The sequence below is a fragment of the Micromonospora pattaloongensis genome (assembly GCF_900107255.1).
Classification (GTDB): Bacteria; Actinomycetota; Actinomycetes; order Mycobacteriales; family Micromonosporaceae; genus Micromonospora_I; species Micromonospora_I pattaloongensis.
This window is the reverse complement of record NZ_FNPH01000002.1, coordinates 405,510-419,975: the sequence shown is the minus strand read 5'-3', so window position 1 is coordinate 419,975 and position 14,466 is coordinate 405,510. Positions and strand designations below refer to the sequence as shown.

Sequence of the window (14,466 nt, the reverse complement as noted above, 5' to 3'; positions counted from 1 at the left end):
GATGATGCGCCTCAGGCGGGGAAGCTGGCCACCCCGCGCGGCAGGAACCGGTGGCCGGTCACGCTCTCCGAGGTGCCGGTGCGGTCCAGGTACGGGGTGACCCCGCCCAGGTGGAACGGCCAGCCGGCGCCGAGGATCATGCACAGGTCGATGTCCTGCGCCTCGGCGACCACACCCTCGTCCAGCATCAGCCGGATCTCCCGGGCGAGCGCGTCGAGCGCCCGCTGGCGTACCTCGTCGGCCGTCAGCGGCGCGTTGCCCACCTGCAGCAGCGCGACCACCTCGGGGTTCACCGCGTCGTCCACCATGATCGGCTTGCCGGCCTCGGCGATCCGCTTGAGGTTCTCGCTCACGCCGAACCGGTCGGGGAACGCCGCGTGCAGCGTGCCGCCGACGTGGTGCGCGACCGCCGGCCCGACGAGCTGCAGCAGCGCCAGCGGACGCATCGGCAGGCCCAGCGGGTCGAGCGCGCTGTCCGCGACCTCCGGCGGGGTGCCGGCGTCGACCGCGGCGAAGATCTCGCCGAGGAAGCGGGTCAGCAGCCGGTTGACCACGAACGCCGGGGCGTCCTTCACCAGCACGCAGGACTTGCGCAGCGACTTGCCGACCGCGAACGCGGTGGCGAGGCTGGCGTCGTCGGTCCGCTCGCCGCGGACGATCTCCAGCAGCGGCAGCACCGCGACCGGGTTGAAGAAGTGGAAGCCGACCACCCGCTCCGGGTGCTCCAGGTCGGCGGCCATCTCCGTCACCGACAGCGAGGAGGTGTTGGTCGCGAGGATCGCCTCGGGCTTGACGATCTTCTCCAGTTCGGCCCAGACCTGCTTCTTGACGTTGAGGTCCTCGAAGACCGCCTCGATCACGAAGTCCGCGTCGGCGAAGACGCTCTTGTCGACGGAGCCGCTCACCAGGCCGTACAGCTTCGCCGCCGTGCCCTTGTCCATCCGGCCCTTGCTGACGGCCTTCTCGATCTCCTTGTGGACGTACGCGACGCCCTTGTCCACCCGGGCCTGGTCCAGGTCGGTCAGCACCACCGGCACCTGGAGACGGCGCGCGAACAGCAGCGCCAGCTGCGAGGCCATCAGACCGGCGCCGACGATGCCCACCTTGTGGACGTCGCGGGCCAGCCCCGGCGACGGCGCGCCGGCCGGCCGCTTGGCCCGCCGCTGCACCAGGTCGAACGCGTAGAGGCCGCTGCGCAGCTCCTCGCTCATCACCAGGTCGGCCAGCGCCTCGTCCTCGGCGGCCGTGCCCTGCTCGAACGGCGCGTCCTTGGCCAGGCCGAGCAGCTCCAGCGCCTTGTACGCGGCCGGGACCGCGCCGTGCAGCCGCTGGTCGAGCGTCTGCTTGGCGAAGAACAGCACGCCGTCCCACATGTCCTTGTCGACCTCGGGACGGGCCACCGTGATCTCGCCGCGCACCACGCCGACGGCCCACTCCAGCGACCGCTCCAGGAAGTCGGCCGGCTCGAACAGCACGTCCGCGATGCCCATCTCCGCCGCCTGCTTCGGCTTGAGCATCTTGTTCTGCATCAGCGGGTTCTGGATGATCACCTGAGTCGCCGCCGGGATGCCGATCAGGTTCGGCAGCAGCTGCGTGCCGCCCCAGCCGGGCACCAGGCCGAGCGAGACCTCGGGGAGCGCGAGCGCCGCGGCGCCGCCGGAGATCGTCCGGTAGTGGCAGTGCAGCGCCAGCTCCAGGCCGCCGCCCATCGCCGCGCCGTTGACGAACGCGAACGTCGGGACCGCGCTGCCGCGCAGCCGGGCGAAGACCCGGTGGCCGAGGCGGCCGAGCTCGACCGCCTGTGCCCGGTCGGTGACCAGCGGGATGCCGGTCACGTCCGCGCCCACGCAGAAGATGTACGGCTTGCCGGTGACCGCGATGAACGCCGGATTGGCGGCGAGCGCCTCGGTGATGGCGTTGTCCAGGCTGGCCAGGCCGGCCGGACCGAGTGAGTTCGGCTTCTTGTGGTCGAAGCCGTTGTCGAGCGTGATCAGCGCGGCCGGCTTGTCCAGCCCGGGCACGGTGACCAGTCGCAGCAGGGACTTGGTCACGACCTCGTTCGGGTTCTCCAGAGTGCTCACTTGGCACCTTCCCGCTGCGACTGCTGGCTGGACCCCGTCCAGGCAGGGTTCTCCCAGATCACGGTGCCGCCCATGCCGATGCCGATGCACATCGCGGTCAGGCCGTAGCGGACCTCGGGGTGCTCGGCGAACTGCCGGGACAGCTGGGTCATCAGGCGTACGCCCGACGAGGCGAGCGGGTGGCCCATGGCGATCGCGCCACCCCACTGGTTGACCCGCGGGTCGTCGTCGGCGATGCCGAAGTGGTCGAGGAAGGCGAGCACCTGCACGGCGAACGCCTCGTTGAGCTCGAACAGTCCGATGTCGTCGATGGTGAGGCCGGCGATCTTCAGCGCCTTCTCGGTCGACGGGACCGGGCCGATGCCCATGATCTCCGGCTCGACGCCGACGAAGCCGTACGACACCAGCCGCATGCCGATCGGCAGGCCGAGCTCGCGGGCCACGTCCTCGGCGGCGAGCAGGCTCGCGGTCGCGCCGTCGTTCAGGCCGGCCGCGTTGCCCGCGGTCACCCGACCGTGCGGACGGAACGGCGTCTTGAGGGTGCCGAGCTTCTCCATCGAGGTCTCGCGCGGCGCCTCGTCGACGGTGGCCAGGCCCCAGCCGGCCTCCGGGTCGCGCACGGCGACGGCGACCAGGTCCGCCTGGAACTTGCCGTTGGCGTACGCCTTGGCGGTCTTCTGCTGCGAGGCGAGCGCGAACGCGTCGGTGCGCTGCTTGGTGATGTGCGGGACCCGGTCGTGCAGGTTCTCCGCGGTGGAGCCCATCACCAGCGCCGACGGGTCGACCAGCTTCTCGGCGATGATCCGCGGGTTGGGGTCGACGCCCTCGCCCATCGGGTGCCGGCCCATGTGCTCGACGCCGCCGGCGATGGCCACGTCGTACGCGCCCATGGCGATGCCGCCGGCGACCGTGGTGACCGCGGTCATCGCGCCGGCGCACATCCGGTCGATCGAGTAGCCGGGCACGGTCTTGGGGAGCCCGGCCAGCAGCGCGGCGGTGCGGCCGAGGGTCAGGCCCTGGTCGCCGATCTGGGTGGTGGCGGCGATGGCCACCTCGTCGACGCGCTCCGGTGGCAGCTGCGGGTTGCGGCGCAGCAGTTCGCGGATGCAGCGGATGACCAGGTCGTCGGCGCGGGTGTTGGCGTACATGCCACCCGCTTTGCCGAACGGGGTGCGGACGCCGTCGACGAAGACGACATCCCGGACTTCACGGGGCACGGTAGGGCCTCCTTGCCAACATCGAGCGTGTGCCTCGGATGCTACTCGCCGGTAACTATCGCTCGGCAGCCCGCCCGGCTGTGGTCCGGCCCACACCCCGGTGCCGGTGCTACTCGGTGCCGGTCAGCGCCGCGGTCAGCTCCTCCGCGATCAACCCGACCTGCCAGGCCCGCGCCCCGAATCCGCGCAACGTCGCCGAGACGGCGTCCACCGTGATCTCCTCCGGCGGCGTCCACGCCAGCCGGCGTACGGAGTCCGGGGCGATCAGGTTCTCCGGCGGCAGGACGTGCGCGGCGGCGGTCCGGGTGACCACCTCGCGGCACCGGGCCAGCCGCGCGGCCGCGGCGGGATCGCGTTCGGCCCACCGGTGCGGCGGGGGCGGTCCCTCGACGGCCGGCGCCACCGGCAGCTCCTCGTCGGGCAGCGATCGCGCCTCGGCGAGTGCGTCGAGCCAGGTCCGGGCCAACCGTCGTACGGAGCGACCGCCGAAGCCCGGCAGGGTCAGCAGCGTGCGCTCGTCCCGCGGATCCAGCTCGGCGGCGGCGATGATCGCCGCGTCGGGCAGCACCCGGCCGGGGGCCGAGTCCCGCCGTGCCGCGATCGCGTCCCGGGCGCGCCACATCGCGCGTACCCGCGCCTGCGCCCGCGCGCCGCGCACCCGGTGGATCCCCGACGTGCGCCGCCACGGGTCGACCCGCTGTCGCGGCGGTTGCGCGCCCCACGCCACCAGCGCCGCGAACTCCTCGGCCGCCCACGCCTGCTTGCCCTGCCGCTCCAGCTCCACCGCGAGCGCGTCGCGCAGATCGGTCAGCAGCTCCACGTCCAGCGCCGCGTACGTCAGCCACGACTCCGGCAGTGGCCGCGTCGACCAGTCGGCGGCGGAGTGGTGCTTCTCCAGGGTGAAGCCGAGCAGCTGCTCGGTCAGGGCGGCCAGCCCGACCCGCTCGAAGCCGGCCAGCCGGGCCGCCAGCTCGGTGTCGAAGAGCCGGCGCGGGCGCAGGCCGAGCTCGGCCAGGCAGGGCAGGTCCTGGCTGGCGGCGTGCAGCACCCACTCGGCGTCGGCGATCGCCTCGTCCAGCGTGCGCAGGTCGGCCAGGGGCAGCGGGTCGATCAGGACGGTGCCGGCGCCGGCGCGACGCAGCTGCACCAGATAGGCCCGCTGGCTGTAGCGGTAGCCCGAGGCGCGTTCGGCATCGATCGCGACGGCGCCCGTGCCGGAGGCGAAGTCGGCCACGACGTCGGCCAGCTCGGCGGCGGTCTCCACGGGAGCGGGGGTGCCCTCGCGCGGAGCGGTCAGCGGCACGGGGTCGGCGCGCGTCGCGCTGGGGGCCACGGCCTCGGGCGTTGCGGCCTCGCCCGTCGGCTGCGGCTCGGCCGCCGCTGCGCGCTGCCCGGCCCGACGGCGCAGGGGTGGTTCGTCGGTCACCTCGCAACCCTAGTTCGGCGCGGCCCCCGACGTGCAGAGCTGGGCGGCCGGCGCGTCGCGGCCGAGCGGGATGGTGACGCAGCGTGAGCGGTGCGGGAGCAGCCGGACACCGGGGAAGACAAACCCCTTTCCTGCAGGTACGGTCCACCCTGCCGATCAGTACGCTGAGTTGTTTTTTGTGTGACCGCGGGATGGAACACGCGGCCGCCGGGCGGCGATCGGCAGCAGGCGCCTTAGGGGAGGGCATCGATCCATGAGCAGTGGCTACGACCCGCATGCCGCGCAGTCCGGCGCGCAGCAGGACGCGACGCCGAAGGCGGGGGAGACCGCCCCGCTCGCGCCGTCGGCCCCGCCGCAGCCCGCGCCCGTCGCCGCCACCCCGCCCGCCGCTCCCGTGAGCGCCGCCCCGGTCTCCGGGGCCGGCGACCCGACGCAGCTCCGGCCGGGGCCGATGCCGCCGCGGGTCGAGCCCGCGTCGGCGGCCGCGCTCGTCACCGGTGCGGCGACGCCGCACGCCGGCGCCAACCCGTTCCGCGCCCCGCACACCGCCCCGACGTCGGGCGCGAGTTGGGAGCCCTCCGCGGGCTACCCCCGGCCGTACACCCCGCCCCAGCCCCCCGCGTCGGCGGAGTTCGCCGCCCCGCCGGCCGGCCCGGCCGCGGCCAGCGCCGGCGCCCCGGCGGCGGCGCCGAAGCGCCGCCTGGCCTGGCCCGGCGTCACCGCGCTGCTGCTGGTGCTCGCGCTCGGCGGCGCCGTCGGCTTCCAGGCACATCAGATGCAACGGCTCCAGGACCGCCTCGCCGCGGCCGACCGCCGGCTCGCCGAGGCGCAGGTCGAGCAGGGCCGGCGGATGGAGGCGCTGGAAGGGCGGGCCGCGCAGCTGGAGAAGCAGGCCGACGACGTGTTCAACCCCGAGGCGATCTCCTCGGCCGTGCTGCCCAGCGTGTTCCGGGTCAGCGCCGGCGAGTTCACCGGCACGGCGTTCGCGGTCGGCAAGCCGGCCAACGGCGGCGGGACGAATCTGTTCACCAACTTCCACGTCGTCGAGTCGGTGTGGAACAGCGGCGAGCGGAAGGTCTTCATCGAGCGCCGCGACCAGCGCTTCCCGGCGACGATCGTGAAGGTCGACGAGACCAACGACGTGGCGCAGCTGCGCGCCGACGGGAAGTTCACCGGGCTGGTCCCGGCGGGCGACGCGGTGAAGTCGGGGCAGCAGATCGTCGTGGTCGGCGCACCGCTCGGGTTGGAGGACACCGTCACCACCGGGGTGGTCAGCGCGTTCCGCAAGTCCCCGGACGGCGCCGGGACGGTCATCCAGTTCAGCGCCCCGATCAACCCCGGCAACTCCGGCGGCCCCGTCATCAACCGGTCGAAGCAGGTCGTCGGAATCGCGACCGCGAAGGCGCGCGACGCGGAGGGCATCGGGCTGGCCGTGCCGATCAAGACGGCCTGCGACGAGTTCAAAATCTGCTGATCTCTCCGCTCTCTTTCCCTCGCCGGCCACGACTGCGCCGGTGGGGGCGCCTTCCTGGAGGAAACATGTCCCACCCTTCGCACACCCCCGACGGTTCGCCCGCCGGCGAGGCCGGGCCGGACCGGGGGTACGCCCCCGGCGCGGCGCCGGTGTCGCCGCCGGCACCGCACCCGGCGCTGCTGGACCCGACGGTGACGATGCCGGCGGCCGCGTCGGACGCGCCCGCCGGGCAGGTCCCGCCGGCCGATTACACGCCGCCGCCGTTCGGTGCCGGGCCCGCGTCGGCGCCGCCGTTCGGCGGGCAGCCCGGCGCTCCGGCCGGCCCCGCGACGGTTCCGGGGGCGCCGGGACAGCCGTACCCCGGCGGGCCGGTCTCCGGGCCCGGCTACGGGCAGCCGATGTCCGGCGTGCCGTACCCGGCGGCGGGCGCCGGGGCAGGCCGCAGCCGGGGCGCGACCGTGCTCGCGATCGTGGCCGGCCTGCTGTTCGTGCTCGGCGGCGTGATGACCGGGCTCTTCATCGCGAAGTCGAGCGAGCTGAGCAGCACCGAGCAGCGGCTGACGGCGCAGGTCAGCGACCGCGACGCCCGGCTCGACGCGAATGCCAAGGAGATCGACGGGCTGAAGCGTGACCTGGAGACCGCGAACGACAACCTGAAGCAGGTCGAGCAGGACCTGGCCGGCACGAAGAACGCCCGTGACGAGCAGGCCCGGCAGAAGGAGATCATCGCCACGTGCCTCGAGACGCTCGGCCGGGCGATGGCGGCCGACGACCGGGGGACCTTCGAGAAGCTCGCCAAGGAGGCCGACAAGGCGTGCAAGGAGGCCGACAAGTACCTCTAGCCCCCGCCGACCGAGGAAGAGCGCGTCAGTGGGTGCGGGGCTGGGGCAGGGCCGTGACGCCGGGGGGCGGGAGGCCGGCGGTCGAGGCGAGCAGCGCGCACCAGGCCAGCAGGTGCGCTCCCAGGTCGTCGCTGACCGGCGTCCACGACGCCCGGATCTCGATGTCGCCGCCGGGGGGCGGCCCGGAGAGATCGCCGAACCGGGTCGACATCGTCTGGGTCACCGTGCCGCCGATCGCGATGTACGCCGCCTCGTGCGCGTCGAGGGCGTCGGTGAGCCACGTCCAGCCGACCCCCGGCAGCAGCGGGTCCGCGGCAAGTTCCGGCTCCAGGTCCGCGGTGACGTACGTCACCAGCCGTAGCGTGCCCTGCCACGCCTCATGGCCGGCGGGGTCGTGCAGCAGGATCAGCCGGCCGGTCGCGATCTCGTCGCCGTCGCGCAGCACCGTCGCGCTCAGCGCGAAGGCGTACGGCGCCAGCCGCTGCGGCGCCCCGATCTCCTCGACCATGATCTCCCCGCGCGGCGTTACCGCGCGCAGCCCGGCCACGGCGCGGGTGAACGCCTCGGGCAGCATGGTGGGAGGGGAGCTCATGTCCGCAGCCTAAGCCGACCGCCGCCACGGGTGGGGTCGGCGCGCCGATCCGCGGATATGACCGGACCAACCCGATCGCCCTCTGCGTGCCGGACGTCCGGTGCCACGTGGCACGATTGCCCCGATGACCACCATCATGCCGGGCAGCGCAGCCCACGACGGAGCCCCGAGCACACCCGCCCGATCGGCGTTCGTACGCGCCTGTCGGGGCGAGCCCGTGCCACACACCCCGGTCTGGTTCATGCGCCAGGCCGGGCGGTCGCTGCCGGAATACCGCGAGATCCGGGCCGGCATCCCGATGCTGGAGTCCTGCCGCCGCCCCGAGCTGGTCTGCGAGATCACCATGCAGCCGGTCCGCCGGCACGGCGTGGACGCGGCGATCCTGTTCAGCGACATCGTGGTGCCGGTCGCCGCCGCCGGTGTGGACCTGGACATCGTGCCCGGTACCGGGCCGGTGGTCGACGAGCCGATCCGCACCATGGCCGATGTGCAGCGGCTGCGCCCGATCACCGTCGACGACGTGTCGTACGTCGACGAGGCGGTCCGGCTGCTCGTCGCGGAGCTGGGCGCGACCCCGCTGATCGGCTTCGCGGGCGCCCCGTTCACGCTCGCCAGCTACCTGGTCGAGGGCGGGCCGTCGCGCACCCACGCGAAGACGAAGGCGCTGATGCACGGGGCGCCCGAGGTGTGGCACGCGCTCTGCGGCCGGCTTGCCGAGATCACGCTGGAGTTCCTGCGCGTGCAGGTCGCGGCCGGGGTTTCCGCCGTCCAGCTCTTCGACTCGTGGGCGGGGGCGCTCTCCGCCGCCGACTACCGCCGGTTCGTGCTGCCGCACTCCTCGGCGGTGCTTCAGGGGCTCGCCGACGCGGGCGTGCCGCGGATCCACTTCGGGGTCGGCACCGCCGAGCTGCTCGGCGCGATGGCCGACGCCGGCGCGGACGTCGTCGGCGTGGACTGGCGCACCCCGCTGGACCAGGCGGTCACCCGGATCGGGCCGGGCAAGGCGGTGCAGGGCAACCTCGACCCCACCCTGCTCTTCGCGCCGTGGCCCGTGATCGAGGCTGAGGTGCGGCGGGTGCTCGCCGAGGGCCGCGCCGCGCCCGGGCACGTCTTCAACCTGGGCCACGGCGTGCTGCCCGAGACCGACCCCGAGGTGCTGACCCGGGTGGTCGCGCTCGTGCACGAGGCGTCCGCGCGCGCCAGCTGACGGGCACCGGCATGCAGAGACGGATCGCGGTGATCGGCGGCGGCATCACCGGGCTGGCCGCCGCGCTGCGGTTGCGGGAGGCCGCGCCCGCCGGCACCCGCGTCACCGTGTACGAGCAGTCCGGGGCGCTCGGCGGCAAGCTGCGCACGGGTGAGCTCGCCGGTTCGGTGCTGGAGCGCGGCGCCGAGAACTTCCTGACCCGCGATCCCGCGGGCGGCGACTCCGCCGCGGTCGCGCTCGCCCGCCGGGTGGGGCTCGGTGACGACCTGGTACATCCGGCCACCACGCAGGCGGCGATCGTCGTCGGCGGGCGGCTGCTGCCGGTGCCCCGCGGCACGCTGGTCGGCGTACCCGGCGATCTGGACCAGGTGGCCGCGGTCGCGCGGCCGGACGCGGACCGGGACGCCGATGGCGGTGGCCCGCTGCTCGGGCCGGACGAGGACGTCGCGGTCGGCGCGCTGGTCCGGCAGCGCCTCGGCGACGACGTGGTCGACCGGCTCGTGGACCCGATGCTCGGCGGGGTGTACGCCGGCCGCGCCGACCAGCTGTCGCTGGCCGCGACCATGCCCGGGCTGGCCCGCGCCGCCCGGGTCGAGCCGACCCTGGTCCGAGCGGTCCGCGCGGCGATGACGGCCGCGCCGCGTCCCGCCGGCACCCCGGTCTTCGCCACCGTCTCCGGTGGCCTGTCCCGGCTGGTCGACGCGGTCGCCGCGGCCGGCGGCGCGCAGCTGCGGCTCGGCGCGGCGGTCCGCGAACTGACCCCCACCCGCACCGGCTGGCGGCTGGTCGTCGGCCCGACCCGCGACCCCGAGCGCGTCGACGTCGACGCGGTGGTCCTGGCGTTGCCGGCCCGCCCGGCCGCGCGGCTGCTCGCCGGCGTCGACACCGGCGTCGCCGCCCGGGTCGGCGAGCTGGACTACGCGAGCGTCGCGCTGGTCGCGATGGCGCTGCCGGCGGCGGCGCTGCCGGAACTCTCCGGCTTCCTGGTGCCGGCGGTCGAGGGCGCGCTCACCAAGGCCGCGACGTTCTTCACCACCAAATGGGCGCACCTGCGCCGCCCGGACGGGGTCGCGCTGGTGCGGGCCTCGGTCGGCCGGCACGGCGAGGAGCAGCAGCTGCAGCGCGACGACGACGAGCTCGTGGCGACCGTGCACCGGGAGCTGTCCGCGCTGGTCGGCGCCGCGCTGCCGGCGCCGCTGGAGACCCACGTCCAGCGCTGGGGCGGGGCGCTGCCGCAGTACGCACCGGGACACGTCGCGCGGGTCGCGGCGGCGCGGGCCCGGCTGCGGGCGGCGCATCCGACGCTGGCGCTGGCCGGCGCCGGCTACGACGGCGTGGGGATCCCGGTGTGCGTCCGGTCCGGCGAGACCGCCGCGGAAGAGATCATCAAAGCCCTGGAAGGATTGGCGGCATGAGCGAGCAGACCAACGCGGCCCGGCTGCGGGAGCTGAACGACACGATCCGGTACACGATGTGGTCCGTCTTCCGGGTCTCCGGATCGCTCCCCGCGCTCCGCGACGACGTCGTCAGCGAGATCGAGTCGCTCTTCGAGCAGTTCGCCACGAAGGACGTGACCGTGCGCGGCACGTACGACGTCTCCGGGCTGCGCGCCGACGCCGACATCATGATCTGGTGGCACTCCGGGTCCAGCGACGCGCTCCAGGAGGCGTACGGGCGGTTCCGCCGCACCGCGCTCGGCCGACAGCTCACCGCGGTCTGGTCGCAGATGGCGCTGCACCGGCCGGCCGAGTTCAACAAGAGCCACATCCCGGCGTTCCTCGCCGGGGAGGAGGCCCGCGCCTACATCTGCGTCTACCCGTTCGTGCGCTCCTACGAGTGGTACCTGCTGCCCGACGCCGAGCGGCGCGAGATGCTCGCCGAGCACGGCCGGATGGCGCGGGGCTACCCCGACGTGCGGGCGAACACCGTCGCGTCATTCGCGCTCGGCGACTACGAGTGGATGCTGGCGTTCGAGGCGGACGAGCTGCACCGCATCGTCGACCTGATGCGCGACCTGCGGGGCTCGACGGCGCGCCGGCACGTCCGCGAGGAGGTGCCGTTCTTCACCGGGCGGCGTCGCTCGGTGCCGGAGCTGATCGCCACGCTGCCGTAGCCGGCGGTCGCTGCGCACGCCGCGGACGATCAGGGCGTCGGGTCGCGGCGCATCGGCACGTGCGGGATGCCGTCGTCGAGGTACTCCGGGCCGGTCGGACGGAAGCCGTAGCCGGCGTAGAAGTCGACCAGGTGCGCCTGGGCGTCCAGCACACAGGCGCGCCGCCCGACCACGGTCAGCGCCTCGTCGAGCAGCCGCGCCGCGTGTCCGCGCCCGCGCTCCGCGCCGGCCACCACGACCCGGCCGATCCGCTCCCGGTCGCCGTCGTCGAGGATCCGCAGGTACGCCACGGGCGTGCGGTCGCGGGCGAGCCAGAGATGCCGGGTGCCCAGCTCGGTGTCCCGTCCGTCGAGTTCCGGATAGGCGCACTCCTGCTCGACGACGAAGACGTCGACGCGGAGCCGGAGCAGGTCGTACAGGGTGCGGGTGTCCAGGTCGGCGAAGGACGCCACCCGGAGCTGCACCTCGGCGGTCTGCGGCTGCATCCGGCGATCGTAGAGCGCCCCGGCGTCCGCCGCCGGATGGGCGCCGCGCGTCAGCTCGGCCGCGCCCCGACCGCGTCGCGCGTCTCGGCGCCCTGCGTGCCGGCCGCCGAGCGGGCGCAGTGCGCGCAGCAGAAGAACCGGCCCGCGACCTCGACCCCGTGCCCGATGACCTTGCACTGACAGTGCTCGCAGACCGGCGCCATCCGGTGGATGGCGCACTCGAACGAGTCGAAGGTGTGGACGGCGCCGCTCGTCGTGTGGATCTCGAACGTCATCCAGTAGTCGTTGCCGCAGACCTCACAGGTCGCCATGGCGAAACCTCCCGGTTCGGACACCCGCGAGCAGCCTGCGCCCCGACCGCGACGTCGGCAACCGGAACGGGGAATCCGGGGCCTCTGGCCGGGCGTGTCGCTTCGCGACATTCGGCGGCGGTGCGACGCTCGTCGGGTCGAGTGCGACACCGGAGGAGCAACACCGTGATCAAGCGCAGCAAACTGTTCGGCAGCAAGACCCGGGTGACGTTCTGCCTCCCCGGCGACGTCCCGGCCGGCGCGGTCAGCGTGGTCGGGTGTTTCAACGGCTGGGAGCCGGGACGGCACGAGCTGGTGCGCCGCCGCGACGGCAGCCGGACGGTCACCGTCCGGCTGGAGCCCGGGGAGTACCGCTTCCGCTACCTGGCGACCGGCGGCGTGTGGCTCGACGACGAGCACGCCGACCACGTCGACGAGCAGGGTGGCCGGCTGGTGCTGTCCTGACCGTGCCCCGCCGGCCGCGGCGTCCGCGGCCGGCGCGGGGCGCGATCAGACCCGGTCGGTCGGCTCCAGGGTCATCGACACCGAGTTGATGCAGTAGCGCGCGTTCTTCGGGGTGAAGCCCTCGCCGTCGAAGCGGTGCCCGAGGTGCGAGTCGCAGGTGGCGCAGCGCACCTCGGTGCGGAGCATGCCGTGCGAGCGGTCCTCCAGGTAGCGGATCGCGCCGGGGATCGCCTCGTCGAAGCTGGGCCAGCCGCAGTGCGAGTCGAACTTGGTGGCGCTGGAGAACAGTTCGGCGCCGCAGGCGCGGCAGTGGTAGAGGCCCGGAGTCTTGGTGTCCACGTACTCGCCGGTCCACGGACGCTCGGTGCCCGCCTCGCGCAGCACCCGGAACTCCTCCGGCGAGAGGCGTACCCGCCACTCCTCCTCGGTGCTGGGCAGGGAGCTCTTGTCAACAGCCATGCCTCTACGGTACGGCGGCCGTGATTACCAACCGGCCGGCCCCGTCGTTAGCCAGGCATGCAGGCATCCGCGCCGCCGCCGTCCGGGCAGCGGGCGGTCGCGCCCGCCCCGCCCGTGCTCGCCCGGTTCCGTCCCACTCGGCGGCAGGCGGCCGGCCGGGGGAGCTTCATCGGCGGGCTGGTCGCGGTGGCGCTGGCGCTGGTCCTGCTCGGCGCCGTGATGGGGCCGCCCCTGCTGGACCGGGTGGCCGGCACCCGCTCGGGTCGCGTCGACGTGCCGCCGCTCGCCTGGCTGCTCCTGCTGCTCCCGGTGCCGGTCGGCGCGCTGGTCGGCGTGCGGCTGCGGGCGCGGTTCGGCGCCGACCTGGACCGGTTGGGGATGCACGGGATGCCGTTGGCGCTGGAGGGTTTCGCGCCGTGGAAGCTGGTCGTCGACATCCGCCCGGAGCGGCGGCACCGGCGCACGGTGGTGACGGTCTACCTCGACGACGGCACGGTCCTGCGGCCGCGGGCGCCGTACGACGGGAAGCTGCTCGGCCGGGACCGAGAGTTCGAGCGGAAGCTCTTCATGATCTGCCACGTCTGGGAGACGTACCGGGACTGGAGCGTCCGGGTCTGAAGGAAATGTCCCCGATCGACGACGAGACATGCGCGGGCGGCGTGCGGGTGACATATCGTCACGGCATGGGTGGGACCGCGAGCACCGACGGCACACGGACCGGCGCCACACGGGCGCGCGCCGCCAAGGCGCCCGCCGTCGAGGCTGAGGTCGCCGGCCACACCGTCCGGCTGACCAGCCCCGACCGGATCTGCTTCCCGGGCCCCGGCTACACCAAGCGGGACGTCTTCGACTACTACCTCGCGGTCGGCGACGGCATCATGCGCGCCCTGGCCGACCGCCCGACCACGCTGCAGCGCTTCCCCGAGGGGATCGAGGGGGAGATGTTCTTCCAGAAGCGGGTGCCGGCGCGGGGCGTGCCGCCCTGGATCCGGACCGCGAAGATCACCTTCCCGAGCGGGCGCAGCGCCGACGAGCTCTGCCCCGCCGACCTCGCGCACGTGCTCTGGGCGGCCCAGATGGGCACCGTCGTCTTCCACCCGTGGCCGGTGCGCGGCGACGACGTCGACCGCCCCGACGAGCTGCGCATCGACCTCGACCCGCAGCCCGGCACGGACTTCGCCGACGCGGTCGAGGTCGCCGCCGAGGTGCGGGCGCTCCTCGACGAGCTGGGCGCGGTGGGCTACCCGAAGACGTCGGGCGGCCGGGGCGTGCACGTCTACGTCCGGATCCGTCCGCAGTGGACGTTCACCGAGGTGCGCCGGGCGGCGATCGCGTTCGCCCGCGAGATCGAGCGTCGCCGCCCCGACCTGGTGACCACCGCGTGGTGGAAGGAACAGCGCGGGCAGAAGGTTTTCATCGACTACAACCAGATGGCCCGGGACCGCACGATCGCCTGCGCGTACTCGCTGCGCGCCAACGCCCGCGCCACCGTCTCCACGCCGGTCACCTGGGACGAGCTGCCGCAGGTGGAGCCGGACGACTTCGACCTGCGTACGGTCCCGGTGCGGTTCGCGAAGATCGGCGACCCGCACGGCGGCATCGACGACACCCCGTGGGACATCACGCCGCTGCTGGAGTGGGCCGACCGCGACGAGCGGGACGGCACGGGGGACCTGCCGTACCCGCCGGACCACCCGAAAATGCCGGGGGAGCCGAAGCGGGTGCAGCCGTCCAAAGACCGCGACCGGCCACGCGGTTAGCGCTTCGTAACGATCACCTAACGGCCGGAACTTTTCCGCGCGCCTCTGCCGTTCT

At 74.0% G+C, this 14,466-nt stretch carries 15 protein-coding genes; 8 read left to right on the top strand and 7 right to left on the bottom strand.

What is annotated here, in order from left to right; genetic code table 11:
• Window positions 1-11 precede the first annotated feature (11 nt).
• From BLW47_RS07760 to BLW47_RS07750, 3 genes are all read right to left on the bottom strand, one after another.
• Complete coding sequence (locus BLW47_RS07760; protein WP_091553547.1) at window positions 12-2,081, bottom strand: 3-hydroxyacyl-CoA dehydrogenase NAD-binding domain-containing protein; 2,070 nt, start codon at window positions 2,079-2,081, stop codon at window positions 12-14.
• Window positions 2,078-3,298 carry a thiolase family protein gene (locus tag BLW47_RS07755; RefSeq protein ID WP_091553544.1) on the bottom strand — a complete coding sequence of 407 codons (1,221 nt, stop codon included), beginning with the start codon at window positions 3,296-3,298 and terminating at the stop codon, window positions 2,078-2,080. The genes BLW47_RS07760 and BLW47_RS07755 overlap by 4 nt, the downstream gene beginning before the upstream one ends.
• A gap of 109 nt (window positions 3,299-3,407) precedes the next feature.
• Entirely contained in the window at window positions 3,408-4,631 is a 1,224-nt protein-coding gene (locus tag BLW47_RS07750; RefSeq protein ID WP_245736553.1) for an HRDC domain-containing protein, read from the bottom strand.
• Window positions 4,632-4,977: 346 nt separating this feature from the next.
• Here BLW47_RS07750 and BLW47_RS07745 point away from each other — a divergent pair, with 346 nt between their 5' ends.
• The gene (locus BLW47_RS07745; protein WP_091553538.1) at window positions 4,978-6,198 is read left to right on the top strand and encodes a S1C family serine protease; all 1,221 of its coding nucleotides are present in this window, start codon (window positions 4,978-4,980) and stop codon (window positions 6,196-6,198) included.
• A gap of 65 nt (window positions 6,199-6,263) precedes the next feature.
• Window positions 6,264-7,040, top strand: coding sequence for a hypothetical protein (locus tag BLW47_RS07740; RefSeq protein ID WP_091553535.1), 777 nt, complete (start codon window positions 6,264-6,266; stop codon window positions 7,038-7,040).
• A gap of 25 nt (window positions 7,041-7,065) precedes the next feature.
• Here BLW47_RS07740 and BLW47_RS07735 read toward each other — a convergent pair whose 3' ends face one another.
• Entirely contained in the window at window positions 7,066-7,632 is a 567-nt protein-coding gene (locus BLW47_RS07735) for a DUF3000 domain-containing protein (protein ID WP_091553531.1), read from the bottom strand.
• Between the two features lie 124 nt (window positions 7,633-7,756).
• Between BLW47_RS07735 and hemE the strand changes: the two genes are divergently transcribed.
• Genes hemE through hemQ form a run of 3 tightly spaced genes read left to right on the top strand, consistent with a single transcriptional unit; the run spans window position 7,757 to window position 10,952 of the window.
• On the top strand, window positions 7,757-8,839 hold the full coding sequence (gene hemE, locus BLW47_RS07730; RefSeq protein WP_091553528.1) for a uroporphyrinogen decarboxylase: 1,083 nt from the start codon (window positions 7,757-7,759) through the stop codon (window positions 8,837-8,839).
• Between the two features lie 11 nt (window positions 8,840-8,850).
• Window positions 8,851-10,254 (top strand): protoporphyrinogen oxidase, encoded by a 1,404-nt coding sequence (gene hemG / locus BLW47_RS07725; RefSeq protein WP_091553523.1) that lies wholly within the window; start codon window positions 8,851-8,853, stop codon window positions 10,252-10,254.
• Window positions 10,251-10,952 carry a hydrogen peroxide-dependent heme synthase gene (hemQ, locus tag BLW47_RS07720; protein WP_091553519.1) on the top strand — a complete coding sequence of 234 codons (702 nt, stop codon included), beginning with the start codon at window positions 10,251-10,253 and terminating at the stop codon, window positions 10,950-10,952. The genes hemG and hemQ overlap by 4 nt, the downstream gene beginning before the upstream one ends.
• 29 nt (window positions 10,953-10,981) lie before the next feature.
• On the opposite strand, the gene BLW47_RS07715 is transcribed toward hemQ, so the two are convergent.
• Both BLW47_RS07715 and BLW47_RS07710 read right to left on the bottom strand, forming a co-directional pair.
• Window positions 10,982-11,437 (bottom strand): GNAT family N-acetyltransferase, encoded by a 456-nt coding sequence (locus tag BLW47_RS07715; RefSeq protein ID WP_091553517.1) that lies wholly within the window; start codon window positions 11,435-11,437, stop codon window positions 10,982-10,984.
• Window positions 11,438-11,487: 50 nt separating this feature from the next.
• Window positions 11,488-11,748 (bottom strand): Prokaryotic metallothionein, encoded by a 261-nt coding sequence (locus BLW47_RS07710; protein WP_091553514.1) that lies wholly within the window; start codon window positions 11,746-11,748, stop codon window positions 11,488-11,490.
• Between the two features lie 165 nt (window positions 11,749-11,913).
• Here BLW47_RS07710 and BLW47_RS07705 point away from each other — a divergent pair, with 165 nt between their 5' ends.
• Entirely contained in the window at window positions 11,914-12,192 is a 279-nt protein-coding gene (locus tag BLW47_RS07705; protein WP_091553510.1) for an isoamylase early set domain-containing protein, read from the top strand.
• A gap of 45 nt (window positions 12,193-12,237) precedes the next feature.
• Here the strand turns inward: BLW47_RS07705 and msrB are convergent, their stop codons facing one another.
• A complete protein-coding gene (gene msrB, locus BLW47_RS07700) occupies window positions 12,238-12,651 on the bottom strand; it encodes a peptide-methionine (R)-S-oxide reductase MsrB (RefSeq protein WP_091553506.1) in 414 nt (137 codons plus the stop codon).
• Between the two features lie 57 nt (window positions 12,652-12,708).
• Here msrB and BLW47_RS07695 point away from each other — a divergent pair, with 57 nt between their 5' ends.
• On the top strand, window positions 12,709-13,269 hold the full coding sequence (locus BLW47_RS07695; RefSeq protein ID WP_091553502.1) for a hypothetical protein: 561 nt from the start codon (window positions 12,709-12,711) through the stop codon (window positions 13,267-13,269).
• Between the two features lie 65 nt (window positions 13,270-13,334).
• Window positions 13,335-14,411, top strand: a complete 1,077-nt coding sequence (gene ligD / locus BLW47_RS07690) for a non-homologous end-joining DNA ligase (protein WP_091553499.1) — start codon at window positions 13,335-13,337, stop codon at window positions 14,409-14,411.
• Window positions 14,412-14,466: the final 55 nt, after the last annotated feature.